Source organism: Streptomyces sp. ICBB 8177 (genome assembly GCF_003144095.1).
In the GTDB taxonomy this organism is placed as follows: Bacteria; Actinomycetota; Actinomycetes; order Streptomycetales; family Streptomycetaceae; genus Streptantibioticus_D.
On record NZ_NSKH01000018.1, the window covers coordinates 1,886,327 to 1,910,988 of the forward strand.

The 24,662-nt window shown below is 72.7% G+C and carries 22 protein-coding genes and 1 riboswitch; of the genes, 11 read left to right on the top strand and 11 right to left on the bottom strand.

Annotation, left to right across the window (positions count from 1 at the left end; genetic code table 11):
• Positions 1–54: 54 nt before the first annotated feature.
• Entirely contained in the window at positions 55–711 is a 657-nt protein-coding gene (locus CK485_RS16955; protein WP_109451483.1) for a DUF4360 domain-containing protein, read from the bottom strand.
• Positions 712–1,288: 577 nt separating this feature from the next.
• Positions 1,289–2,761 (bottom strand): PLP-dependent aminotransferase family protein, encoded by a 1,473-nt coding sequence (locus CK485_RS16960; protein WP_109451485.1) that lies wholly within the window; start codon positions 2,759–2,761, stop codon positions 1,289–1,291.
• A gap of 50 nt (positions 2,762–2,811) precedes the next feature.
• Here CK485_RS16960 and CK485_RS16965 point away from each other — a divergent pair, with 50 nt between their 5' ends.
• The gene (locus CK485_RS16965; RefSeq protein ID WP_109451487.1) at positions 2,812–3,321 is read left to right on the top strand and encodes a carboxymuconolactone decarboxylase family protein; all 510 of its coding nucleotides are present in this window, start codon (positions 2,812–2,814) and stop codon (positions 3,319–3,321) included.
• Between the two features lie 79 nt (positions 3,322–3,400).
• On the top strand, positions 3,401–4,024 hold the full coding sequence (locus CK485_RS16970; RefSeq protein WP_109451489.1) for an NADAR family protein: 624 nt from the start codon (positions 3,401–3,403) through the stop codon (positions 4,022–4,024).
• A gap of 412 nt (positions 4,025–4,436) precedes the next feature.
• Here the strand turns inward: CK485_RS16970 and CK485_RS16975 are convergent, their stop codons facing one another.
• Positions 4,437–5,006: a dTDP-4-dehydrorhamnose 3,5-epimerase family protein gene (locus tag CK485_RS16975; RefSeq protein WP_109451491.1), complete on the bottom strand. Its 570-nt coding sequence runs from the start codon at positions 5,004–5,006 to the stop codon at positions 4,437–4,439.
• Between the two features lie 310 nt (positions 5,007–5,316).
• On the opposite strand from CK485_RS16975, the gene CK485_RS16980 reads away from it, so the two are divergent.
• On the top strand, positions 5,317–6,111 hold the full coding sequence (locus CK485_RS16980; protein ID WP_109451492.1) for a VOC family protein: 795 nt from the start codon (positions 5,317–5,319) through the stop codon (positions 6,109–6,111).
• A 158-nt stretch (positions 6,112–6,269) separates the two neighbouring features.
• On the opposite strand, the gene CK485_RS16985 is transcribed toward CK485_RS16980, so the two are convergent.
• Positions 6,270–7,166 (bottom strand): hypothetical protein, encoded by an 897-nt coding sequence (locus CK485_RS16985; RefSeq protein WP_241968469.1) that lies wholly within the window; start codon positions 7,164–7,166, stop codon positions 6,270–6,272.
• A 428-nt stretch (positions 7,167–7,594) separates the two neighbouring features.
• Here CK485_RS16985 and CK485_RS16990 point away from each other — a divergent pair, with 428 nt between their 5' ends.
• The gene (locus CK485_RS16990) at positions 7,595–9,865 is read left to right on the top strand and encodes an FUSC family protein (protein WP_241968374.1); all 2,271 of its coding nucleotides are present in this window, start codon (positions 7,595–7,597) and stop codon (positions 9,863–9,865) included.
• 89 nt (positions 9,866–9,954) lie between these two features.
• Here CK485_RS16990 and rocD read toward each other — a convergent pair whose 3' ends face one another.
• Entirely contained in the window at positions 9,955–11,238 is a 1,284-nt protein-coding gene (gene rocD, locus CK485_RS16995) for an ornithine--oxo-acid transaminase (RefSeq protein ID WP_109451494.1), read from the bottom strand.
• Positions 11,239–11,405: 167 nt separating this feature from the next.
• A riboswitch (ZMP/ZTP riboswitch) is annotated at positions 11,406–11,492 on the top strand.
• A 51-nt stretch (positions 11,493–11,543) separates the two neighbouring features.
• Here rocD and CK485_RS17000 point away from each other — a divergent pair.
• The 4 genes from CK485_RS17000 to CK485_RS17015 all read left to right on the top strand — a co-directional run bounded on the left by CK485_RS17000 (position 11,544) and on the right by CK485_RS17015 (position 16,199).
• On the top strand, positions 11,544–12,995 hold the full coding sequence (locus CK485_RS17000) for a glycine hydroxymethyltransferase (RefSeq protein ID WP_109451496.1): 1,452 nt from the start codon (positions 11,544–11,546) through the stop codon (positions 12,993–12,995).
• A 165-nt stretch (positions 12,996–13,160) separates the two neighbouring features.
• The gene (trpS, locus tag CK485_RS17005; RefSeq protein ID WP_109451498.1) at positions 13,161–14,210 is read left to right on the top strand and encodes a tryptophan--tRNA ligase; all 1,050 of its coding nucleotides are present in this window, start codon (positions 13,161–13,163) and stop codon (positions 14,208–14,210) included.
• Between the two features lie 142 nt (positions 14,211–14,352).
• Complete coding sequence (locus tag CK485_RS17010) at positions 14,353–14,940, top strand: 2'-5' RNA ligase family protein (RefSeq protein WP_109451500.1); 588 nt, start codon at positions 14,353–14,355, stop codon at positions 14,938–14,940.
• A 188-nt stretch (positions 14,941–15,128) separates the two neighbouring features.
• Positions 15,129–16,199, top strand: coding sequence for a YihY/virulence factor BrkB family protein (locus CK485_RS17015; RefSeq protein ID WP_109451502.1), 1,071 nt, complete (start codon positions 15,129–15,131; stop codon positions 16,197–16,199).
• 46 nt (positions 16,200–16,245) lie between these two features.
• Here the strand turns inward: CK485_RS17015 and CK485_RS17020 are convergent, their stop codons facing one another.
• On the bottom strand, positions 16,246–17,484 hold the full coding sequence (locus tag CK485_RS17020; RefSeq protein WP_342673480.1) for a D-alanyl-D-alanine carboxypeptidase: 1,239 nt from the start codon (positions 17,482–17,484) through the stop codon (positions 16,246–16,248).
• Between the two features lie 169 nt (positions 17,485–17,653).
• Between CK485_RS17020 and CK485_RS17025 the strand changes: the two genes are divergently transcribed.
• A complete protein-coding gene (locus CK485_RS17025; RefSeq protein ID WP_109453116.1) occupies positions 17,654–17,893 on the top strand; it encodes a hypothetical protein in 240 nt (79 codons plus the stop codon).
• A 98-nt stretch (positions 17,894–17,991) separates the two neighbouring features.
• Here CK485_RS17025 and CK485_RS17030 read toward each other — a convergent pair whose 3' ends face one another.
• The 5 genes from CK485_RS17030 to CK485_RS17050 form a co-directional block, all read right to left on the bottom strand.
• Positions 17,992–18,768: a succinate dehydrogenase iron-sulfur subunit gene (locus CK485_RS17030; RefSeq protein ID WP_109451504.1), complete on the bottom strand. Its 777-nt coding sequence runs from the start codon at positions 18,766–18,768 to the stop codon at positions 17,992–17,994.
• Entirely contained in the window at positions 18,768–20,522 is a 1,755-nt protein-coding gene (sdhA, locus tag CK485_RS17035) for a succinate dehydrogenase flavoprotein subunit (RefSeq protein ID WP_109451506.1), read from the bottom strand. The genes CK485_RS17030 and sdhA overlap by 1 nt, the downstream gene beginning before the upstream one ends.
• Before the next feature lie 18 nt (positions 20,523–20,540).
• Entirely contained in the window at positions 20,541–21,026 is a 486-nt protein-coding gene (locus CK485_RS17040) for a succinate dehydrogenase hydrophobic membrane anchor subunit (RefSeq protein ID WP_109451508.1), read from the bottom strand.
• Between the two features lie 2 nt (positions 21,027–21,028).
• Positions 21,029–21,409: a succinate dehydrogenase, cytochrome b556 subunit gene (gene sdhC, locus CK485_RS17045; RefSeq protein WP_109451516.1), complete on the bottom strand. Its 381-nt coding sequence runs from the start codon at positions 21,407–21,409 to the stop codon at positions 21,029–21,031.
• Between the two features lie 227 nt (positions 21,410–21,636).
• The gene (locus CK485_RS17050) at positions 21,637–22,293 is read right to left on the bottom strand and encodes a 2-oxo-4-hydroxy-4-carboxy-5-ureidoimidazoline decarboxylase (protein ID WP_342673481.1); all 657 of its coding nucleotides are present in this window, start codon (positions 22,291–22,293) and stop codon (positions 21,637–21,639) included.
• Between the two features lie 353 nt (positions 22,294–22,646).
• On the opposite strand from CK485_RS17050, the gene CK485_RS17055 reads away from it, so the two are divergent.
• Entirely contained in the window at positions 22,647–23,267 is a 621-nt protein-coding gene (locus CK485_RS17055) for an RNA polymerase sigma factor (RefSeq protein WP_241968375.1), read from the top strand.
• Positions 23,264–24,565, top strand: a complete 1,302-nt coding sequence (locus CK485_RS17060; protein WP_109451518.1) for a hypothetical protein — start codon at positions 23,264–23,266, stop codon at positions 24,563–24,565. Before CK485_RS17055 ends, CK485_RS17060 begins: the two co-directional genes overlap by 4 nt.
• The last annotated feature ends 97 nt before the right edge of the window (positions 24,566–24,662 follow it).

A 24,662-nucleotide genomic window follows, 5' to 3' on the forward strand; every position in this document is an offset into this window, starting at 1 on the left:
CGGCAGCCCGCCGTCAGGTTTTCCACAGGCCTGGCGGCGGGCTGTCGCGCGTGGTCAACTTGTCGGGCAGGTGGCCCAGTCGAGGTGGTAGATCGTGGTCAGGCTGCCGTCGGTCGAGTCCATGGTCATGAAGCTCGTGCTCGACGGGTCGGAGGACCCGGCGCTGACGTTGAGCTGGGTGTTGATGTTGAGGTTGCGGGTCTCACCGCAGGGCGCGTAGACGAGGGAGGCGATGCCGGTGACGTCGGAGGCCTGCCAGTCGTCGTCCATCGGGCCGGAGAAGGTGTGCGTGGCGCTGCTGGTCTGCGACTCGCCCTGGAAGTAGTAGTTGGCTCTCTCCTGGGCACTGGCGCCGCTCGCCAGATAGGCGTAGCCGCGGTAGTCGGCCTCCGCGATGGCATACGTGAGCCCCTGGGGGGCGTTGACTCTGACGTCGAGCTGGCAGTTCTTGCGGAAGTCGGTGGGCGCGGCGCCGCCGCCGGTCTGGGCGAGGTAGTTGCTGTAGCTCACGGTGAACGCCGTGTCGTCCGGCGAGACGGCCACCGCCGCGGTCCCGGCAGGGCAGCCGGAGCCGTTGACGCTGACGAGCCCGACCGTGAACGACGGCGGCGGGACGTCGCCGATGGGCCACACCTGCGTGCTGTGGCCGCCGATGAGCGACGACGCGATGAGCGACGCTGCCGCCCCGCCTATGGCTAACGCACCGAGCATGGGGAGGTTCCCTTCGATCGCTGCCGCAGGTCAGGCGGGCGGCACCGGCGGGTGGAGCCAGTGGGTGGAATCGGTGGACCGGGAGCTGCTGCCTGACTGGGGCATGCCAATAATGGGTGTCTCGGCGCCGAGAGGATCCACACGATAGGGCCGCGTCCGACGGCCCCGACAGAGCGGGATCCGGCCGAACGACCGGCTTTTTCGGGGTGGTTGGACGGCCGGTTCTCGCCGTGACGGAGGGTGATGGTGGGCGGTGGACTTGCACGAGGCGGACGCACGTGCGCGATTCGTGTGAACGCCCCCCTTGTACGGGCTCGCGTGGAGCTGGTCTGCCTGTGCGGCCTGCGGGGGGGGCTTGCCCGCGTGAGCCTGCGTGGGACCGGCCTCCCCCGTGCGGACCTGCGTCGGACTGGGCATCGCCTACGGGCCTGCGTGGCCTGGCCTCCCGTGCGAACCTCCGGGGACCAGCCTCCCCGTGCGGATCTCCAGGGACCGGCCTCTCCGTGCGGCCTGCGCGGGTCGGCCCCGCGCGGGGCCGGTCGGGCCGGGCTTCGCGCGGGCCCGCGAACCTGCGGTCCTACCCCGCCAGCACCGCGCAGAGCCTCTCCAGCGCGCCGGTGAAGGCGTGTTCCGGAGGGCTGCCGTAGCCGATGACCAGGGCGGGACCGGCCGCGTCCACCGTCCCGTAGTAGCTCTTGCCGGCCAGCGCCAGGTCCAACCGGGCCGCGCGCGCGACGAGTTCGTCCTCGGACGGGGAGCCCGGGGGCAGTTCCACCACCGCGTGCAGTCCCGCCGCGATGCCCGACACCCGTACACGCGGGGCGTGTTCGGCCAGTGCGGCCACCAGGCGGTCGCGGCGGCCGCGGTAATGCAGCCGCATCCGCCGCACATGGCGGTCGTACGCGCCCGAGGAGATCAGTTCCGCGAGCGTCAACTGGTCGATCACGGGGGAGTGGTGGTCGGCCATCCGCTTCTCCGCCACGACCGGCTCCAGCAGGCGCGAGGGAAGCACCAGCCAGGCCAGCCGCAGCCCCGGCACCAGACTCTTGCTCGCGGTGCCCGCGTAGACGACCGCCGACGGATCGAGACCCTGCAACGCGCCGACCGGTTGCCGGTCGTACCGGAACTCCCCGTCGTAGTCGTCCTCGACGACCACCCCTCCCGTCGCCCGGGCCCACGCCACCACCTCGCCTCGCCGCGTCGGCGAGAGCGGAACGCCGGTCGGGTACTGGTGCGAGGGCGTGAGCAGGACGGCGTCGGTGTCGCCCAGGGCGTCCACGCGGGCGCCGTCCGCGTCCACCGGCAGTTCGTACGTGGTCAGCCCCGCCCGGCGCAGCACGGTGCGCGTGTCGGGGAAGCCCAGCGCCTCGACGGCGATGCGCCGACCGCCGCGCGGCGTACCGCGACCCGTCGACGACGCCCCATGCCCGGCCGCCAGAGCCCTGCCCAGCAGCCCCACGGCCTGGACGAACCCGGTGCACACCACCACCAGATCGGGGTGTGCGCGCACGCCCCGTGCTCGTGACAGGTATCCGGCGAGCGCCTCGCGCAGTTCCGGGCGGCCCCGTGGGTCGGTGTAGCCGAACGCTTCGTTCGGCGCGCGGTTCAGTGCCTGCCGGGCGGCGGCCAGCCAGGCCGCGCGGGGGAACGACGACAGGTCCGGCGAGCCCGGCCGCAGGTCGTACTGCCTGGGCTGCGCGAGCGTGGCCGTCTCCGACAAGCCGTGCTCCGCGGCCTGCGACACGGGGTCGATCAGCGTGCCCGCCGGCAGGGGCGGCTCCGGGCAGGCCCGCCCGGCGACCCGGGTGCCGGAGCCCTGCCGCGCCGTCAGCCACCCTTCCGCGACCAGTTGCCCGTACGCGTCGGCGACCGTGTTGCGCGCGATCCCGAGGTCCTTCGCCAGTGTGCGCGACGAGGGCAGCCGGGTGCCGGCGGCGAGGCGGCCCTCCCGCACCGCCGCCCGCAGCGCCCCTTCGAGTCCGGCCCGCAGACCGCCGTCGCGGGACAGCTCCAGATGCAGGTCGACGCCGTGATTGGCCCGCTCGTCCATGCTTCAAGTGGACCACAACAGCGAGCCAATGGCTGCCTAGGGTGGAACGTATGACGACGACAGCGAACACCACCCAAGCCCTGGAGAACGGCACCGACGCCCCGGTCCCCGCCGAGCCGCAACGCATGCGGCTGCCGAAGCTCGCCCCCGACTTCTACGCGGCGATGCGTGCCCTGGACGAAGCGGCCGGCGACGGCCTCGACCCCGTCGTCAGCGAGCTGATCCGCATCCGCGCCTCGCAGCTGAACGGCTGCGCCTTCTGCCTCGACATGCACACCCGTGACGCCCGGGCGCTCGGCGTCGGCGACCGCAAGCTGACCGGCGTCGCCGTGTGGCGCGACACGCCGTTCTTCACGGCACGCGAACGCGCCGCACTGGCCCTGGCCGAGGCCATCACGACGCTGGGCGAGCACGGCGTCCCCGACGAGGTCTACGACGAGGCCGCCCACGTCTTCGACGAGGCCGAACTGAGCCGGCTGATCGCGATGTCCATCACGATCAACGCCTGGAACCGCATCGGGGTTACGACCCGAATGTCCCCGCCGTCGCGCGAGTCCTGAGGACGCCTCCTGGGGCCCGCCGAGGCGGGTGATCCCCACCGGCGAAGGCGTTGTCAGACCCCTCTGGCAGGATCCAGGCATGAACGGGAACCAGGCCCCCGCAGGGAGGACCGACGGGCAGACGCCACCGGAAGTGCAGGCGCACGAGGTCCGCAGCCGCGCGGAGTTGTCGGCGCTGGTGGCCCGGGGCTTGCGCCCGGAGTACCTGATGTTCTGGGGGCATCGGCCGTCGCGGGACGGCGGCGTGGGACCCGGTTGCCTCAGCCAGTGGTGGCCCGCGCCCTTCGAGGTGGACGGCGTCCGCTACGCCACCGCCGAGCACTGGATGATGGCCGGCAAGGCGCGGTTGTTCGGTGACGAACGGACCCGAATACGGGTTCTTGCGTCGCGCACTCCCGCCGAGGCGAAGAAGCTCGGCCGCGAGGTGGCCGCCTTCGACGAGGAGGAATGGGCGCTGCGCCGCTTGGAGTTGGTGGTCGAGGGGAACGTGGCCAAGTTCGGCCAGGACCCAGCGCTGCGCGCCTACCTGCTGGGGACGCGTCACCGGGTGCTGGTCGAGGCGAGCCCGCTCGACCGCGTGTGGGGGATCGGCCTGGCCGCTGACGACGAGCGCGCGGCGGACCCCGACCGCTGGCGCGGCCTCAACCTGCTCGGTTTCGCCCTGATGGAGGCCCGCTCCAGGCTGGCGGGGGAGGAAGCCTGACGCGGTGCGCCGGAGGGCGCCCCGGCAGCCGTCCGACGGGATGCGGCGCGCCGGGCGGCGGACCGGCGTCGACGGGATCCGGCACAGCGGATGACGGCCCGGAACAGGCCCGATACCGTGCGCCGGGCGGCGGCCCGGGACAGAGACGGGGTGCGGCGCCCCGGGCGGCGGTCCAGGCACCGACGAATCCGGCACAGCGGATGATGGCCCGGAACAGGCGCGATACGTGCGCTGGGGGCGGGGCCCGGTACCCGGTACAGAGACGGGATGCGCCGCTCCGGGCGGCGGACCGGCGCCGACGGGATCCGGTACCCGGATGATGGCCCAGCACAGCCCTGACACGGTCCCGGCACGACCGCCTGGCGGCACGTCGTACGGCGGCGGCCGTCCCGGCCCCCCCAGGGCCGGGCGGTCAGTCCTCCCACCGCATGAGCAGGCCCGCGTCCATGACCTCCTTCAGCGACTGCGCCTTCTCGTCCTTGGGTGACATCAGCGGCTGTTCCGTGTAGCCCCACGGCAGCGCCAGATCGGGGTCGAGCGGGTCGATGTCGATCTGCGTGCCGGGCACGAACGTGCTGGAGAGCACGTAGCAGATACAGGCGTCGTCGGTGAGCGTGATGAACCCGTGGCCCACGCCCTCGGGCACGTACACCGAGCGCCCGGACTCCGCGTCCAGCACGTTGCTCGCGTACCGGCCGAAGGTCGGCGATCCCACCCTCAGGTCGACCACGAAGTCGCGCAGCGTGCCGCGCACACAGGTGACGAACTTCGCCTGGCCCGGCGGGTTCGTCACGCTGTGGATGCCGCGCAGGGTATTGCGGCGGGAGACCGAGTAGTTGATCTGACGGGGCTCGAAGGCGTGGCCGAGCACCCGCTCGAACTCGTCGGTGCGCATGGACTCGTAGAACGTTCCACGGTCGTCGACGATCTGGTCCGGTGTGACGACGTAGGTCCCGGGAACCTCAAGCTCGGCGAAGTGCACGACTTCCCCCACCCCTTTCTCCGAAGGTCGAGAGCGCTTCCAGGCGTGTGCCGGAGCGCCGTGCTCCTGCGGTCGTCAACTCGCGCATAACACAAGGAGCCTAGGGAGCGGGCCATGGAGCCCCGCTCGACTGCGCGACGACCCGGCGGCGGCCGGCCCTTCCCACCGGACCGGCCCACGCGGCCCCGTTCCACCCCGTGACCCGAGGCGCGGCGGCCTCGCGGAGCGATTGTCAGTGGTCGCTGCCAAGCTGGAGGGGAAGCGGGACGAGAGCCGGGAATGCCGGATCGAGAGCCGAGGAGTGTGCACCATGCTCACCACGCGATACGTGCCGGGAGCGCCCAACTGGGTCGACCTCGGCACGCCTGACCCGCAGGCCGCCGTCGAGTTCTACAGCGAACTGTTCGGCTGGGCCTTCCGCTCCGCAGGGCCCGAGGCGGGTGGCTACGGGATGTTCACCCTGGACGGCGCCACGGTGGCGGCCGTGGGACCGCTGACCGAGGAGGGCGCCACCTCGGCGTGGACGCTGTACTTCACCACCGCCGACGCGGACGCCACGGCCAAGGCGGTCGAACAGGCGGGCGGGCAGGTCCGCTCCGGGCCGTACGACGTCTTCACAGCGGGCCGGACAGCCAGGCTCGCCGACCCCACGGGGGCCGAGTTCGCCGTATGGCAGCCCGGCGGCACGAAGGGCCTGGACGCGGTCACCGATCCGGGCACGCTGTGCTGGACGGAGCTGCACAGCACGGACCCGGCCCGGGCGAAGGACTTCTACGCCTCGGTCTTCGGTTGGGAGACCCAGGACTCGCCTATGGAGGGGTTCACGTACACCGTCGTCAGCCCCGCGGGCGCGGGAAGCGCGGAGGCGGCGCACGGCGGCATCATGCCTCTCGCGGAGAACCTGGTGGAGGCCGGGACGTCGTCCAGCTGGCGGCCCTACTTCGAGGTCGCCGACGCGGACGCGGCCGCCGCGACGACGGCCGCCCGGGGCGGAAGCGTGATCATGCCTCCGGCGGAGATACCCGGCGTGGGCCGTTCCGCGGTCCTGGCGGACCCCTTCGGCGCGCCGTTCGCGGTCATCAAGAGCGCCCCGGCGGCGGCCTAGCCCGCGCCCGCGTCCGCGTCGAAGCCCCCGCCCGCGCCGGCCCCCGCGTCGGCCCGATGCGCGGCCGCCTGCGCCGCAACCCACGTCGCACCCGAGTCCGCGCCGGCCCGCGTCGTGCCCGCCCGCTCCGGAGCCCCCGCCGCTCGCGCCCGCCTCGGCTACGCCGAAGTCCCGCCTCCGGTGTCCTCCGCACGCTCGGGCGCCGTCGGAGCCTCCGCGCCCCCGGCCTGGGGCTCCGCTCCGCCCTCACCGAAGCGGGCCAGCGCCAGGGCGCCGACGACGGCCAGGGCGTAGCCCGCGATGGCCAGGCCCGCAAGCCCGTCGCGGGTGCGGTCGCCGAGGGCCAGGACGCCGACCAGCGCGGGGCCGATCGTCTCGCCGATCACCATGCCGGCGGTGGCCACGGTCACCGAGCCGTGCTGCAACGCGGTCGTCAGCAGCAGGAACGCGGTGCCGCCGCCCAGCAGCACGGCGTAGGTCGCGGGGTTGGTGAGCAGGTCGGTGATGCCGAAGTCGGGGATCAGCCGCACCGCGACGGTCACCACGCCGAAGCCGAGCCCCGCGCCGAGCCCCAGCGCCGCCGACCGCGCCCGGGCCGGCAGGCGGGCCGCGGCGAGACCGGCGACGAGTACCAGTGCCGCCGCGCCCAGGGTGCCCCAGCGCAGCGCCGGTCCGCCGGTGCCGTGGCCCTCCGCGCCGGAGGCCACCGCCAGCAGCCCGAGGCCGAGGCAGACGACGAGGACGGCACCCCACTCCGCCCTGCCCAGCGACACCTTCAGCACCCAGGAGGCCACCACCGCCGTCACCGCGAGGCTCGCGGCCAGCGCCGCGCCGACCGCGTAGATCGGCACGGAGCGCAGCGCGACCAGTTCCAGGAGGAAGCCCGCCCCGTCGAGCGTGAGCCCGAGCACGTACCAGCCCTGCCGCACCGCGCGCATCACCAGGCGCGGATCGACGCCCGCGGAGTCGTCCGCGGAGGCCGCGCGGCGGGCGGCCACGGCCTGGAAGACGGAGGCGGTGCCGAAGCAGACGGCGGAACCGAGAGCACAGAGCAGACCAAGTAGCACGCCCCGGACTCTACGGGGCCGCCCCGCCCGGAGCCGACTTCCCACTTCCGGCTGCCCGCCGCCCCGATCGCCGCCACCCTCCGACCCCCCGTCGCCCCGTCGCCCCCGATCGCCGTCCCCTCCCGACCGCCCCCAGTCCACCTGCCGCCCCCCGACAGCCGCCACCCCCCGACCCCGCCACCCCCCGACCCCGCCACCCTCCGACCGCCGTCCCCTCCCGACCGCCCGCGGCCCCCGACCGCCCGCGGCCCCCGACCGCCCGCGGCCCCCGGGACACCCCGCCGCCCACCCGCCGCCCCGCCGTCCGCTCCCCGGGCCGTCCCGGCGCTCGCGCCCTCTTACGTGAGATCCTGTTCGCGGCGTACAACGGCATTGACGTGCGACGGAAGTACGGGAGCGGGGAGAGCGGCGGCGGTATGACGGGACTGAGGTGGCAGGGACCAACCGGCTTGTGGGATCGGTTCGGCGCCTCCGACCCTGGGCTGCTGCGGCTGATGGCCGGGTTGCGCACGGTGGCGTCGATCGTGCTGGCGCTCGCGGTGCTGGCCGCGTTCGGGGCGCCCGCGCCGCTGCTGGTGGCCGGGGCGATGGCCGCCATGGTGGCGACGTTCGCGATCAGCGAGCGGGTGCCCAAGGACCAGGCGGTGACGCTGGCGTTGGGGTTCCCCACCGCGGTCGCGGCGGTCTCGCTGGGCGCGTTGCTCAACCAGTACGTGGTCGCCGGTGACCTGTTCTTCATCGCGTTGATCTTCAGCGCCGTGTACGCGCGGCGGTTCGGCGACCGGGGCACCGCGCTCGGCCTGATCGGGTTTCAGATCTACTTCATCTCGCTGTTCGTGCACGCCCGGGTCGGGATGCTGCCGGAGCTGACGGGGACGCTGGCGGCGGCCTTCCTGGCGGCGGCGGTCGGGAGGTTCCTGCTGGTGCGGGCGACGCCGGAGGGCGTGCTCGACCGGTTGCGGCAGGCGTTCCGGGCACGGCTGGCGCAGGTCGTGCTGACCGAGGCCGAGCTGGTGGGCGAGACGGCCGCCGACCGCGTGGAGAAGACCGTCGACGATTTGCGCCGCCACACCGCGCGGTTGCACGAGTGCGCGTTGATGATCCAGGGCCGGCTGGACGACGGCACCCGGGACGCCGCCTCCGCCGCGCTGCTGCAACGCCGCATCGCCGACGCCGAGATCGCCGCGGAACGCCTCGGCCTGATGTTGATGAAGGCCCGCGACTACGAGGGCGCCGACACCCTCACCCTGCACCTGCCGGACGTGTCCGCGCTCACCGCGCCGAGCGACAGCCCGATCGAGGACGCCACGACGCAGCGGCTGCGCCGCGACCTCGCCGGGCTGCACCTGCTGATCACCCGGCTCGGCCCCGACGCCCCGGGCACCGCGCTCACCGTCATCCGCAACCGGCTGCTGTCCTACCGCGACGAGGAGAACCTGCCGGACGCCCCGCTCGCCGTGCAGGACGTCTTCCGCTGCGTGGGCGAGGCGGCCCGCGCCGTGCTGGGACTGCGGCTGGCCATCAACGACGGCGTGGACGACGAGTCCGACGACGCGCCGGAGACGACGCGTTCGCGCGAGGAGTTCGAGGCCGAGGGGCTGTCGATCGCCGCAGAGGAGGCGGGCGATGAGGACGAGCAGCCGCGGGGCCTGGACCGGCCGACGACCAGGGCGGCCTGCCAGGTCGCGGTCGGCTCCGCGCTGGCCATCGTGGGCGGCGAGTTCCTGTCGTCGCAGCGCTGGTACTGGGCGGTGCTGACCTGCTGGGTGGTCTTCCTCAACACCTCCTCGACCGGCGAGATCGTCGTCAAGGGCTACCGCCGGGTGCTGGGCACGGTCTGCGGTGTCGTCGCCGGTGTCGGCCTGGCCGGGCTGGTCGGCCACCACACCTGGACCGCGTTCCTGCTGGTGCTGCTGTGCGTGTTCGGGATGTTCTTCACCGCGCCGCTGTCGTACGCGCTGATGTCGTTCTTCGTCACCGCGATGCTCGGCCTGCTCTACACGTTGCTCAACACCTACAGCGCCGCCGTGCTGGTGCTGCGGATCGAGGAGACGGCGCTGGGCGCCAGTTGCGGGATGATCGCGGCGCTGCTGGTGCTGCCGGTCCGCACCGGCGAACGCACCGACCAGCAGCTGCGCACCGTCCTGGAACGGCTCAGGGACGTGAGCACCGCGGCCGTGGCCCAGCTCAGCGGCGGCGCGGCCGTGGATCTGCTGGACATGGCACGGGACCTGGACACCGCGCTCGACGAACTGCGCCGCTCCACACGGCCGTTGACGCACCCCATCACGCCGTTGCGGGTGCGCAGGCGCACCGCGCGCTACGTGGTGGCGATGCTGGAGACGTGCGCCTACCACGCGCGTTCGCTGGCGGCCACCGCCGAACTGGTGCCCGACAGCACCAGGATCGCCGCCGACCCGCGACTGGCGCGGGCCGGACGGCGCATCCGCGACAACCTCGACGTGCTCACCGCGTACCTCACCGACGAGCACGCCACCGGCGAGGTCGAGTCGGGCGCCAGCATCGCCGCCATGCTGGAGGGACCGCAGGCGGCGGGCCCGCGCCCCGGTACGGTCACCTTCCGGGTCCTGCGCCACCTGCAACGGCTGGACGAGGGCGTGGTCGGCCTCGCCCGCCCCCTCGGTGTCCCGGTCGCGGGCACGGAGCGCCGGAAGAGTGCCGCCTGACCGACGCCCGGCGCCGAACGCCAACCGGCGCCCGGCGGACGCCCGGCGCCGAGCGCCAACCGCCGCCCGACGAACGCCCGTTACGCCCCCTACGCCCCCAGCACCTCGCGCAGCTGCGTCAGCCCCCAGTCCAGGTCCTCCTTGGAGATCACCAGCGGCGGCGCGATGCGGATCGTCGAGCCGTGGGTGTCCTTGACCAGCACCCCGCGTTCCATCAGCGCCTGAGACACCTCGCGTCCGGTGCCGTGCCCCGGGGCGATGTCCACGCCTGCCCACAGCCCGCGTCCGCGCACCGCGTCGACCGCCCCGCCGCCCACCAGCGCGGCCAGTTCCGCGTGCAGATGGTCGCCGAGTTCCGCCGCGCGCCGCTGGAAGTCGCCGGTGCGCAGCATCGCGATGACCTCCAGGGCGACCGCGCAGGCCAGCGGGTTGCCGCCGAAGGTCGAGCCGTGCTCACCCGGCCGGTAGACGCCCAGCACCTCGGCGGAGGAGACGACCGCGGAGACCGGGACCACGCCGCCGCCCAGCGCCTTGCCCAGCACGTACATGTCGGGCACCACGCCCTCGTGCTCGCAGGCGAAGGTGCGTCCCGTACGGCCGAGGCCCGACTGGATCTCGTCGGCGACGAACAGCACGCCGCGTTCCCGGGTGATCCGCCGCACCCCCGCGAGATAGCCCGGCGGCGGCACCAGGACGCCCGCCTCGCCCTGGATCGGCTCCAGCAGCACGGCCACCGTGCGGTCGTCGATCGCGGCCTCCAGCGCCGCCAGGTCGCCGTACGGCACCACGTCGAAGCCCGGCGTGTACGGGCCGAAGTCGGCACGCGCCTCCTCGTCGGTGGAGAAGCTGACGATGGTCGTGGTGCGGCCGTGGAAGTTGTCTGCGGCGACGACGATCCTCGCCTGGCCGTCCGGCACGCCCTTGATCCGGTAGCCCCACTTGCGGGCGGTCTTCACGGCCGTCTCGACCGCCTCGGCGCCGGTGTTCATCGGCAGCACCGACTCCATGCCGCACAGCTGGGCCAACTGCTCGCAGAACGCGCCGAACCGGTCGTGGTGGAAGGCGCGCGAGGTGAGCGTGACCCGGTCGAGCTGGTCCTTGGCCGCGTCGATCAGCCGCTGGTTGCGGTGGCCGAAGTTGAGCGCCGAGTACCCGGCGAGCATGTCGAGGTAGCGGCGGCCCTCGACGTCGGTCATCCAGGCGCCCTCGGCGGAGGCGACGACCACCGGCAGCGGGTGGTAGTTGTGCGCGCTGTGCGCGTCGGCCTGCCGGATCAGCTCGGCGGGCGAGGCAGGGGAAGAGGCAGGAGAAGCGGGCGAGGCGTGCGGGTCCTGCGGGGCGGGCGCTGTCGGCTGCGTCGGCTGCGTGGTCATGGCGTTCTCCGATCGTGCTGCGCAGGAGGACCTGCGCGCGCGCAGGGCTGACCTGCTCGGGCGTCCGGCGGGGGTGGCCTCTTTCTATCGTCCGCCCGCGCGGCGGGGAAGAAAGCGCGCATTCCGGGTTATCGATAGAGCGCAAGAAAATCCCGATGGTTAGAGTGGCGACGGGCCGTGACTGGCGCGCTGGGATGGGACCGACCATCGGGGAGCGGCCCGGGAAGCGAGTGCCGTGCGCCTGGGCCGACCGACCGTTCGCAAGCGTCCGTGAAGCACGCACGTACAGACCGCCGGAGGACCCCATGGCCCAAGACCCGACCCCGCGCTCCACCGAGTCCACCGCCTTCCGCGCCGCCCTCGACGTCATCCGTGACGTCGAACCGCGCGTCGCCGACGCCATCGGCGCCGAGGTCGAGGACCAGCGCGCCTCCCTCAAGCTGATCGCCAGCGAGAACTACGCCTCCCCCGCCGTGCTGCTGGCCATGGGCAACTGGTTCAGCGACAAGTACGCGGAGGGCGTCGTCGGCCGCCGCTTCTACGCGGGCTGCCGCAACGTCGACACCGTCGAGTCGCTCGCCGCCGAGCACGCCCGCGAACTGTTCGGCGCCGAGCACGCCTACGTGCAGCCGCACTCCGGGATCGACGCCAACCTCGTCGCGTTCTGGTCGGTGCTCTCCCAGCGCGTCGAGAGCCCCGCGCTGGAGAAGGCGGGCGTGCGGCAGGTCAACGAGCTGACCGACGCCGACTGGGCCGCGCTGCGCGCCGAGTTCGGCAACCAGCGGATGCTGGGGATGTCGCTGGACGCGGGCGGCCACCTCACGCACGGCTTCCGGCCCAACATCTCCGGCAAGATGTTCGACCAGCGCTCCTACGGCACCGATCCGGCGACCGGGCTGCTGGACTACGACGCGCTGCGCGAGACCGCCCGCGACTTCCGGCCGCTGATCATCGTCGCCGGCTACTCCGCCTACCCCCGGCTGGTGAACTTCCGGATCATGCGGGAGATCGCCGACGAGGTGGGCGCGACGCTCATGGTCGACATGGCGCACTTCGCCGGCCTGGTCGCGGGCAAGGTGCTCACCGGCGACTTCGACCCCGTGCCGCACGCCCAGATCGTGACCACGACCACCCACAAGTCGCTGCGCGGGCCGCGCGGCGGCATGGTGCTGTGCCACAGCGAGCTGGCCGAGCACGTCGACCGGGGCTGCCCGATGGTGCTGGGCGGTCCGCTGCCGCACGTCATGGCCGCCAAGGCGGTCGCCCTCGCCGAGGCCCGCCGCCCCGACTTCCGCGACTACGCCCAGCGCATCGTCGACAACGCCCGCGCGCTCGCCGACGGCCTGCTCAGCCGCGGCGCCAAGCTGGTCACCGGCGGCACCGACAACCACCTGGTGCTGCTCGACGTGACCGGCTACGGCCTCACCGGACGGCAGGCGGAGGCCGCGCTGCTGGAGTCCGGCATCGTGACCAACCGCAACTCCGTCCCCGGCGACCCCAACGGCGCCTGGTACACCTCCGGCGTCCGCCTGGGCACACCCGCCCTCACCACCCGCGGACTCGGCACGGCGGAGATGGACGAGATCGCCGCCCTGATCGACACCGTGCTCGGCTCCGCGCAGCCCGGCCTGACCGCGGGCGGCAAGCCGTCGAAGGCGCAGCACGCGCTGGAGGAGGGCGTGGCCCTGCGGGTCGCCGCCCGTGCGGCGGAACTGCTCTCCGGCTTCCCGCTCTACCCGGGCGTCGACCTGAGCTGACCTGAGCTGACTGGCCCGTACCCCGGGCCGCCGACCCGTCGGACCCCGCAGCCGACCCACCGGAGGCCGGGCCGCCGACCCGGCCTCCGGCGCCCGCACGGCCGCCGCGCGAGAGGGAGCGCGCGGCCGTGCCTGGCGGGGCCGGGGACCTGAGACAATGGCCGCATGGCCTTCGAACCGTCGCCCGTCGCCCGTCAGCGGCCTCGCGTGCTCTCCGGCATCCAGCCGACCGCGGGCTCGTTCCACCTCGGCAACTACCTCGGCGCCGTCCGCCAGTGGGTCGCGCTCCAGGAGACCCACGACGCGTTCTACATGGTGGTCGACCTGCACGCGATCACCGTGCCGCAGGACCCGGCCGAGCTGCGCGCCAACACCCGCCTCGCCGCCGCCCAGCTGCTGGCGGCCGGGCTCGACCCGGAGCGCTGCACGCTGTTCGTCCAGAGCCACGTGCCCGAGCACGCCCAGCTCGGCTGGGTGATGAACTGCCTGACCGGCTTCGGCGAGGCCTCCCGGATGACGCAGTTCAAGGACAAGTCCGCCAAGCAGGGCGCCGACCGCACCACCGTGGGCCTGTTCACGTACCCGATACTGCAGGTCGCCGACATCCTGCTGTACCAGGCCGACGCGGTGCCGGTCGGCGAGGACCAGCGCCAGCACATCGAGCTGACCCGCGACCTCGCCGAGCGCTTCAACGGCCGCTTCGACCAGGGCGCCGCCCGCCCCACGTTCACCATCCCCGACGCCTACATCGTCCGGGAGACCGCGAAGATCTACGACCTCCAGGACCCCGCGGTCAAGATGAGCAAGTCGGCCTCCTCGCCGAAGGGCCTGGTCAACCTGCTCGACGAGCCCAAGGCCTCGGCCAAGAAGTTCAAGAGCGCGGTCACCGACACCGACACGGTCATCCGCTACGACACCGAGGCCAAGCCCGGCGTCAGCAACCTGCTGACCATCTACGCGACGCTCACCGGGACCGCGGTCCCGGAGCTGGAGCGGCGCTACGAGGGCAAGGGCTACGGCGCGCTCAAGACGGACCTCGCCGAGGTCTTCACCGAGTGGGTCACCCCCTTCCGGCAGCGCACCCAGGAATACCTGGACGACCCGGAGTCGTTGGACTCTGTCCTGGCCAAGGGCGCGGAGAAGGCCCGCGCCGTGGCGGCCGAGACCCTGGCCACCGTGTACGACCGGGTCGGCTTCGTCCCGGCCAAGCACTGACCGTTCGCTACCGCGGGTGCCGGACGCGCGCGACGCGCCGAACGCACCCGGCCGTCACCCACCGCCAGGAACCGCCCGCCGAAGACCCCGCCGAAGACGTCGAAGGCCCGGCCTCCTCAACACCTCGAAAGGGGAGATCGCATTGGGGACACGGATGATCGGTGTATCCATCGCGGTCCCCGAGCCGCACGGCAGCCTGCTCCAGCAGCGCCGCGCGGACTTCGGGGACCCGGCTGCGCACGCCATTCCGACGCACGTCACGCTGCTGCCGCCCACCGAGGTGGACGCGGCCGTGCTGGACCCCTTCGGCGCCCACCTGGCCGAGGTCGCGCGCACCTGCCGGCCCTTCCCGCTGCGCCTGGCCGGCACCGGCACCTTCCGCCCGCTGTCCCCGGTGGTCTACGTGACCCTGGCCGAGGGCGGACCGGAGTGCGCCGCGCTCCAGGAACGGGTACGGTCCGGGCCGGTCGCCCGCGAGCTGCAGTTCCCGTACCACCCGCACGTCACCGTGGCGCACGGCGTCCCCGAGGAGGCGCTGGACCGCGCCCAGCGGGAGCTGGCCGGATACACCGCCTGCTGGACGGTCACCGGCTTCCGCCTCTACGAGCAGGGCGACGACGGGGTCTGGGGCGCCCTGCGCGACTACCCTTTCGTCCGGCCGTCCGGCCCGGCGCCGGTGGTGCCACAGCAGCAGTCGGGCGGCGTGGACGCGGTGGAGCCGGTGGGATAGACGGCGCCTGAGGGGGCCGTCCGGTTCGGCGTGAGGGCGTTCCGCCACGCGTCGCCTAACACGCGTGGGCGGCGTTCGCACGTCGGAGCCACGACGGAAAAGCCCGCCAACTCCACCCCTTTGGGGGAATTCGGCGGTTCCGGCGGCCCGGACGGTGTGCCCGACGGTATCGGGGGTATCCGGCGATCATGGACTGGTTGACGCGGCTTCCCGTCATCGGGCCGTGGATCGCGCAGGGCATGCGCACCCACGGCTGGCGGGCGTTCGAGCACGCTCAGCGGGTGCAGTGGTCCAGGCTCGCCGCCGCCATCACCTTCACCAGTTTCATCGCGCTCTTCCCGCTGATCACCGTCGGCGCGGCCATCGGTGCCGCGGTGCTCAGCCCCGGTCAGCTGCACACCGTCGAGCAGAAGCTCAACCAGCAGCTGCCCGGCCTGTCCAAGCAGATCGACGTGAGCAGCCTCGCCGCGCACGCCGGCACGGTCGGCCTGATCGCCGGTGCGCTGCTGCTGTTCACCGGCATCGGCTGGATCGCGGCGCTGCGCGGCTGCCTGCGCGCGGTCTGGGAGCTGGACGATCCCAAGGACAACCCGGTCGTCCGCAAGGTCCTCGACCTCGGCGTGCTGTTCGGGCTGGGCGCCGTCGGCCTGGCCACCACGGCCTGCTCGGCCTTCGCGACCACGGCCGTGGGCTGGACCGCGCACCACATAGGCATCCCGAGCAACGGCGTCGGCAGCTGGCTGCTGACGGCGGCGGGCTACGTCATCGCGGTGCTCGGCGACTTCCTGATGCTGGCCTACCTGCTGACCTGGCTGCCCGGGGTCCGCCCGGGCCGCCGTGCCGTGGTGAGCGCCGCGCTGCTGGGAGCTGTCGGCTTCGAGATCCTCAAGATCGCCATGAGCGGCTATCTCCAGGGGGTCGCGGGCAAGAGCATGTACGGCGCCTTCGGCACCCCGGTGGCGCTGCTGCTGTGGATCAACTTCATGGCGAAGCTGCTGCTGCTGTGCTCGGCGTGGACGGCGACGCAGTGCTCGCGCGGTGAGCTGGAGATGGATCGGGTCGCGGAGGCGGAAGCGCAGTCCGAGGAGGCGCGGGAGGCCCGGCAGGAGGAGTCGGAGCAGGAGTCCGAAGCCCGCCGTGCGGAGCGGGCCGAAGCCCGCCGTGCGGAACGCCTGGAGCGGGCGAGCGCCCGCGCGCACCGGGACGGCTCAGGATCCGGCCGCCGCGGCCGCCGGGCGCCGGCCGCGGGCAACTCCTGACGGTGAGGGGCGGACGGCACCTGGCGTGGGCGCGCGGGCGCGCCGCTCAGCCCCGGTGGCGGTTGCCCGACGGGAGCGGCCACTTGCGGCGGACCAGCACGAAGATCCCGGCCAGCACCGCCAGCGCGCCCGCGGTGATGCCCGCGGCCGTCCACATGCCGCCCGAGCCGGAACCGGCCTCCTTCGCCGAGGCGGAGGACGTACCGCCGCCCTTGCCGGCCCCCGCCGAGGCGGCGTCACCGGGCAGGGCGCTCTTCGGCGCGACCAGCGTGCCGACCGGCTTGACCTTGCCCGCCGCCTTGAAGCCCCAGTCCAGCAGCGACGCGGCCTCCTTGTAGACCTCGTCGCCGCCCGCGTTCGGATGCATCACGGTGACCAGCAGCTTCACGCCGTCGTGGTCGGCGACACCGGTGTAGGTGTTGCCCGCGTTGGTCGTGTAGCCGTTCTTGACGCCCGCGATGCCCGGGTACGGCTTGAGCCCCTCGACGGGGTCACCGGCCAGCAGGCGGTCGGTGTTCTGGATCTCGAAGCTCTCGCGGTCCTTCGAGCCCTTCTTGAAGTCGCCGGGGAACTGGGCGCTCACCGTCGAGCAGTACGACCGGAAGTCGGCGTTCTGCAACCCCGCGCGAGCGAAGAGCGACAGGTCGTACGCGGACGAGACCTGCCCCGGCATGTCGTAGCCGTCGGGGCTGACCACGTGGGTGTCGTCGGCCTGCAGGTCGGCCGCCTTGGCCTGCATCTCCTTGACGGTGGTCGCCACGCCGCCGTTCAAGGAGGACAGCACGTGCACGGCGTCGTTGCCGGACCGCAGGAAGACGCCGCGCCACAGGTCCTGCACGGTGTACGGCAGGCCGACCTTTATGCCCACCAGGCTGCTGCCGACGCCCATCCCCGCGAGGTCCTGCGCGGTGACGACGTGGGTCTGGGTGCGGGGCAGCTTCGGCATCACGGTGTCGGCGAAGAGCATCTTCAGGGTGCTCGCCGGTGCCAGCTGCCAGTGCGCGTTGTGGGCGGCAAGCACCTGGCCGGTCTCCGCGTCCGAGATGATCCACGAGCGCGCGGTGGTCTTCGGCAGCGCCGGCACCCCCGGCGTGAGCGCGACCTGTGTCCCCGCCTGACCCAGCAGGTCGCCGCCCACGGTCGACATGTGCTCGGGCGGCCGAGGCTCCGTGGGATCCGCGGCGTGCGCGACCGGGCTCGACGCCAGCACGGCGGAACCGGCCAGCACGGCGGCGCTGACGGTCAGGACGGGACGGCCTCGCAGGGCCGGACGGTTCAAGGACACCCAACGAACGTACAGGGCGATGCGACGAAAGCGGACACCTCGAAGATGACCCGGCTGAGTGAGGAAACCCACGTTCCGGTGGTGCAACCGGGCGAACGCCTCCCGCATCCGCACACCCCCTCCCACCCCCGCTCCGGGACGCCCGCCGGCCCCGTACATACTGGACGCCATGAAGCTCAGCCGCCGCGTCTGCTGGTTCCTGGTCGCCTTCGGCGCGTGGAGCTGGTGCATCTGGATCACCTTCGTCAAGAACCTCTGGGCTGACGCCAGCGGTCTCGCCTTCCACGACGGCAACCCGACCGCCTACTTCTGGATCCACCTCCTGCTGGCCATCGTCTCCTTCCTCCTGGGCACCGCCATCGGCATCCTCGGCCTGCGGGGGCTGAAGGCGCTGCGCACGAGCGGCTGACGGCCGGCGACCAAGACGACACGCCACGACGACACGACAACGCCGAAGGGGTCGCGTTCCCAGCGGAACGCGACCCCTTCGGCGTCGGGCGGTGGTGATCAGAAGCGCCGCGTGATCAGCGCTCGCTTGACCTCCTGGATGGCCTTGGTGACCTCGATGCCGCGGGGGCAGGCGTCCGTGCAGTTGAAGGTCGTGCGGCAACGCCACACGCCGTCACGGTCGTTGAGGATCTCCAGGCGCTGCTCGGCGGCCTCGTCGCGCGAGTCGAAGATGAAGCGGTGCGCGTTGACGATCGCGGCCGGGCCGAAGTACTGGCCGTCGTTCCAGAAGACCGGGCAGGACGAGGTGCACGCGGCGCACAGGATGCACTTGGTGGTGTCGTCGAAGCGCTCGCGGTCCTCGGCGGACTGCAGGCGCTCACGGGTCGGCTCGTTGCCCTTGGTGATCAGGAACGGCATGACGTCGCGGTAGGCCTGGAAGAACGGCTCCATGTCGACCACGAGGTCCTTGAGCACGGCCAGGCCCTTGATGGGCTCGACCGTGATCGGCTTCTCGGGGTTGATGTCCTTCAGCAGGGTCTTGCAGGCCAGCCGGTTGCGGCCGTTGATCCGCATGGCGTCGGACCCGCAGATGCCGTGGGCGCAGGACCGGCGGAACGTCAGCGTTCCGTCGATCTCCCACTTGATCTTGTGGAGGGCGTCCAGGACGCGCTCCTTGGGGTCCATCTCCAGCTTGTAGTCCACCCAGGAGGCCTGGTCGGACACCTCGGGGTTGTAGCGCCTGACCCGCAGCGTGACCGTGATCAGATGCGCGTCGGTGCTCTCGGCGGCGTCCAGCGCGGCGGAGTGGTTGTTGTCCACCGTTGCGGTGCTCATCAGTACTTACGCTCCATCGGCTGGTAGCGGGTCTGCACGACCGGCTTGTAGTCGAGACGGATCGTCTCGGTGCCGTCGTCGCCAACCTCGCGGTACGCCATGGTGTGCCGCATGAAGTTGACGTCGTCGCGGTTCGGGTAGTCCTCGCGGTAGTGACCGCCGCGCGACTCCTTGCGGGCCAGCGCGGAGACCGCGAGCACCTCGGCCAGGTCGAGCAGGTTGCCCAGCTCGATGGCCTCCAGCAGGTCGGTGTTGTACCGCTTGCCCTTGTCCTGGACGCTCACGTGCCGGTAGCGGCGCTTGAGCTCCGCGATGTCCTCGACGGCCTGCTTCAGCGTCTGCTCGGTACGGAACACCATCGCGTTGGTGTCCATCGTCTCCTGCAGCGCCTTGCGGATGTCGGTGACCTTCTCGTTGCCGGTCGCGCCGCGCATGCTCTCGACCATCTCGACCACCTGGGCCTCCGGGTCCTCCGGGAGCGGCAGGAAGTCGTGGGTCGCGGCGTACTCGGCGGCGGCGATGCCGGAACGGCGGCCGAAGACGTTGATGTCCAGCAGCGAGTTGGTGCCCAGGCGGTTGGCGCCGTGCACCGAGACGCACGCCACCTCGCCGGCCGCGTACAGGCCCGGGACGACGGTGGTGTTGTCGGCCAGCACCTCGCCCTGGACGTTGGTCGGGATGCCGCCCATCGCGTAGTGCGCGGTCGGCTGGATCGGCACCGGGTCGGTGTACGGCTCGATGCCCAGGTAGGTCCGCGCGAACTCGGTGATGTCCGGCAGCTTGGCGTCCAGCTGCTCCGGCGGCAGGTGCGTGAGGTCGAGGTAGACGTGGTCGCCCTCGGGACCGCAGCCGCGGCCCTCGCGGATCTCGGTGTAGATCGCGCGCGAGACGACGTCACGCGAGGCGAGGTCCTTCATGACCGGCGCGTACTTCTCCATGAAGCGCTCGCCGTCCTTGTTGCGAAGGATGCCGCCCTCGCCGCGGGCGCCCTCGGTCAGCAGGATGCCCATGCGCCAGATGCCGGTCGGGTGGAACTGGAAGAACTCCATGTCCTCCAGCGGCAGCCCGCGCCGGAACGCGGCGGCCTGGCCGTCACCGGTCAGGGTGTGCGCGTTGGAGGTCACCTTGAAGAACTTGCCGTTGCCACCGGAGGCGAAGATGACCGCCTTCGCGTGGAAGACGTGGATCTCGCCGGTGGCCAGCTCGTACGCGACGACGCCGGCGGTGTGCTTGACGCCGTCCACCTCGGTGAGCAGCAGGTCGAGCACGTAGAACTCGTTGAAGAACTCCACGCCCTCCTTGACGCAGTTCTGGTACAGCGTCTGGAGGATCATGTGACCGGTGCGGTCGGCCGCGTAGCAGGAGCGGCGGACGGCCGCCTCACCGTGGTTGCGGGTGTGACCGCCGAACCGGCGCTGGTCGATGCGGCCCTCGGGCGTCCGGTTGAACGGCAGGCCCATCTTCTCCAGGTCGAGGACCGCGTCGATGGCCTCCTTCGCCAGGATCTCGGCGGCGTCCTGGTCGACCAGGTAGTCGCCGCCCTTGATCGTGTCGAAGGTGTGCCACTCCCAGTTGTCGTCCTCGACGTTGGCGAGCGCGGCGGCCATGCCGCCCTGCGCCGCACCGGTGTGGGAGCGGGTCGGGTACAGCTTGGTCAGCACGGCGGTGCGGCTGCGCTTCGTCGCCTCGATGGCGGCGCGCATGCCGGCGCCGCCCGCGCCGACGATGACGGTGTCGTACTTGTGGATCTGCATGTCGCGTCAGCCCCGGATCTACTGGATGTTCGGGTCGAAGGTGAAGATCACCAGCGTGCCGAGGAGCACGGTGAACGCCGTGGCGGTGTACAGCAACGCCTTCAGCCAGCTACGGGTGGCGTCCCGCTCGGCGTAGTCGTTGATGACGGTCCGCAGGCCGTTGGCGCCGTGCAGCATCGCCAGCCACAGCATGGTGAGGTCCCACAGCTGCCAGAACGGGTTGGCCCAGCGACCGGCGACGAACGCGAAGCCGATCTTGCTCACGCCGCCGTCCAGCACCAGCTGGATCAGCAGGTGGCCGAGGACCAGCACCACGAGCACGATGCCCGACAGCCGCATGAACAGCCAGCCGTAGAGCTCGAAGTTGGTGCGGGTGGCGCGCGGGGTGCGCTTGGTGCGGGCGCGCGGCGGCTCGATGACCGGCGCCGGGTTGTCCGGGGAGAAGGCGCTCGCACCGCTGGTGGAGGTCAGTTCCACGGCGTCGACAGGGGTATCGGCAGACATCCTCAGCTCCCGAACAGAATGCGCAGCGAGTGCTGGAGCACGGGGTAGAACGCCCCGGCCATCAGCACGATCCAGATTCCGACCACGGACCACAGCATCTGCCGCTGGTACTTCGGGCCCTTGGACCAGAAGTCGACGGCGATGACGCGCAGGCCGTTGAGCGCGTGGAAGAGGATGGCCGCGACCAGGCCGTACTCCAGCAGGTTCACGACGGGGTTCTTGTAGGTCGCGACGACCTTGTCGTAGTCCTGCGGGGAGACACGAACGAGCGCGGTGTCGAGGACGTGTACGAACAGGAAGAAGAAGATGAGGACGCCGGTGACTCGATGAGCCACCCAGGACCACATTCCTTCCCGGCCGCGGTACAGCGTTCCAGCCGGCACGGATAACCCTCCGGTTACGGGACTAGGGACCTGCCGGCTTCACTGTCGGTCGGGCCCGGCCGGGTATGGTCCACCGGCCCTGGCCATCGTAGCGACGCCTTGTCGGTCCTCGCGTCCGGGGTCGGTCAGGTGTGATCGATCCCGCACGGGCGGGTGAACGTGAGCAGGTCGAGCGGGGTGTATGGGGGGATGTACCCGGCGCCGGGCGGGGCGGGGTGGCCGCGGCGTCAGGCGTCGGCGTGGACGAGGGCGGTGAGGCGGGCGCGGGCCAGGGCGCGCAGTTCGGCCGCGGCGATGTTGCGCTCCTCCTCGACGTTGTTGCCCAGGCGGGAGCGGATGCCGGCGAGCACGTGGTTGGCGTGTTCCTCGGGGTCGATCCCGTCGAGGCTGATCACGAAGGCGTGGCCGAAGAGCCGCTCGTACTCGGCGTGCGCGGCGCTCAGCGCGGTGTGGGCGGCGGGCCCGCCGTTGGTCGGCGGCAGCGGCTGGGCGCACTCACCGGCCAGCGCCTCGTCGAGGTCGGTGGGGCGCAGGTCGTACGCGGCCTCGTCGGCGGCGGCCAGCAGGGTGCCGAGGTCGCGATACGGGCGGTGGTCCGCCAACCGCCTCGCCCAGCGCCCGCTGGCGCAGCAGTCCAGCAGCATGCGCTCGGCGTCGCCGGGGGCCGCGGCGTTGAGGCGGGCCAGCCCGGTGCGAAGACGCGCGTCCTGCGCGGCACGGACCGGCGGTGGAGCGGCAGGCGACGTGGCCCCGCGGCTCTGCGCGGGTAGCGGGGCCGACGTCGCGCCGCGCGGGGCGTGCGGGACCGCCGGGAGGTCGCTGGCCAGCTTCGGCTCCAGGGTGTGTGCGGCTGGTGGTGTCGGGGCGCCGTGCGGCCCTACCAACGTATCGGGCGATGAGCGGAGCTGACCGACAGATGCGCGAATTTCACTCGTACGGGAGGAGAGCGTCGCTTGGGGTGGACGGGGGCGGGCCGCCGGGGCGGAAGGCCGGGTCCCGCGTGGACCGGGGGCGTCCACTTGCGGAGCGCAGGTTGACGTTTCAACCGGTCATGGGGGAGAAGAGTGAGAGGCGGCCGGAGTCGCCTCCCCCCACAGGAGCTTCCCCGGCCACCCTCTCGCGGCGCGTGCCGTTCGTGCGCGTCGCTTGTCCTAGTCAGCGTCCAAGGCCGGGAAAGTGTCACACCGCCCAGGTACGGCACTCGGCGCAAGCTTTCGGATCAGGCATGATGAGGCACGTGGCGGGGGCGGACCAGGAGACGGACGACGAGGCGGTGACGGCTGCCGTCGCCGCCGCCCAGCGCGGCGACGAGACCGCGTTCCGCACGGTCTACCGCACCGTCCACCCCCGGCTCCTGGCGTACGTGCGCACGCTGGTGGGCGACGCGGACGCGGAGGACGTCGCGTCCGAGGCCTGGTTGCAGATAACGCGCGACCTCGCCCGGTTCACCGGGGACGCGGACCGCTTCCGCGGCTGGACGGCGACCATCGCGCGCAACCGCGCGCTGGACCACATACGCAAGGTCGGCCGCCGCCCGCTGCCGGGTGGCGACGAGACCGTGCTGTACGGCATACCCGACCGCTCGGACACCGCCGACGAGGCGCTCACCTCCCTGGCGACCGGACGGGCGATGGCCCTGATCTCCCGGCTGCCCGCCGACCAGGCGGAGGCGGTCGTGCTGCGCGCGGTCGTCGGCCTCGACGCGAAGAGCGCGGCGCAGGTGCTCGGCAAACGGCCGGGCGCGGTACGCACCTCGGCGCACCGGGGACTACGGCGGCTGGCGGAACTACTGGAGGACGACACTGCGTCGGACGGTGTGACGTTTGCGGGGGCGCCGACGCAGAAGGACGTGAGATGAGCGGAAGCCGCCATGAATGGCTGGACGACGAAACCGCCGAGCGTCTGCTGAGCGGTGCGCCGGTCGACCCCGGACACGAACCGGACCGTCCCGGGCGCGAGCCGGCCGACCTCGGACAGGAACCGGCCGACCCCGAACCCGAGGCGGCCGACCCCGTGGCCGCCGGTGTCGGCGGCTCCCGGAGTGCGGGCGCCGGCCCGACCAGCTGTAACGGTTCAGCAGAGGCGGGCGCGCCGGGCGCCTCCGACGCCGTCCCCGAGGCGGTCGGCATCGCCCCCGACGCCGCGTCCACCGTCCCCGCCATCGATGTCACCCGAAATGATGGGTTCGCGGACAGCGGTGCGCACAAGCGCGGACTGACGGAACTGAGCGAGCTGTTGACGGCCGCCGTCGCCGAGGCCGACGCCGTCCCGGTCGACCCGGCACGCGAGACCGCGGCCCTGGCCGCCTTCCGCGAGGCGACCGCGGCGGCCGGGGTGAGCGAGGCGACCGCGGCGGCCGGGCGGGCCGGCGTGGCCGGGTCGGGCGGGCGCTTCGGCCTGCGCCGCGGGTGGAACGGGCTGCGCGGGCTGACCGGCTCCGCCCGGGTCGCGGTGGCGGCCGCCTTCGCCGCGACCGCCCTGGTCGGCGGTGTCGCGGCGGCGGCCGGGACCGGCGTCATCCCGTCGCCGTTCAGCAGCGGTGACCCGGTGCCCGAGGCGTCGGGCGGTTCCGCGTCGCCGTCCCTCGGCGGAACGGCGACCCCTTCCACGCCCCTGCCGACCGGCTCCTCCTCCGGACTGCCCGTCTCCCCGAGCGGGGGCGCGAACGGGCCGGGCTCCGCGAGTCCGGGGCCCTCGCACGCGGCGCCGGGCTCGCCGGGCCTGCCGTCCGGAACCCTGCTCCCGCCGGGGCAGTGGGGCAAGAGCGGCTCCGGCTCGCGCGACGCCGCCGCGTTCTGCGCCGCCTACCTCGCCGTCAAGAACGGCCACGGCAGCGCCGCGCAGAAGCGCCTCCTCCAGCAACTGGCCGGCGGCGCGGCCGAGCAGGCCTTCGACACCTACTGCGGCCGGCACCTCGCCCCCTTGCCGACCCGCAACGCCCCGGTCGGCCTTCCCCCCGGCTCCGCGGGCAGGGGCGGCGGAGGCAAGAGCACCGGGGGCAGGGGCTGGGGCGGACAGGGCTCCGGCGGCACCGGATCTGGCGGGAAGCCGCCTGTCGGTGGCGGATCCAACGGTTCCGGGGGCAACGGAGGCGGCGGGCACGGCCACGCTCCGAAGGGCCTCGGCAGCCTGCCCGGATCCCTGCTGAGCCACTGACCACGGCACGGGCGCCCCGCTCGCCGGGCCGCCCGGACACCGTCCGAAGTCGCCGCCCGCCCCCGCCCGCGGGCCGGTGTAACACTTTCCGGCCACC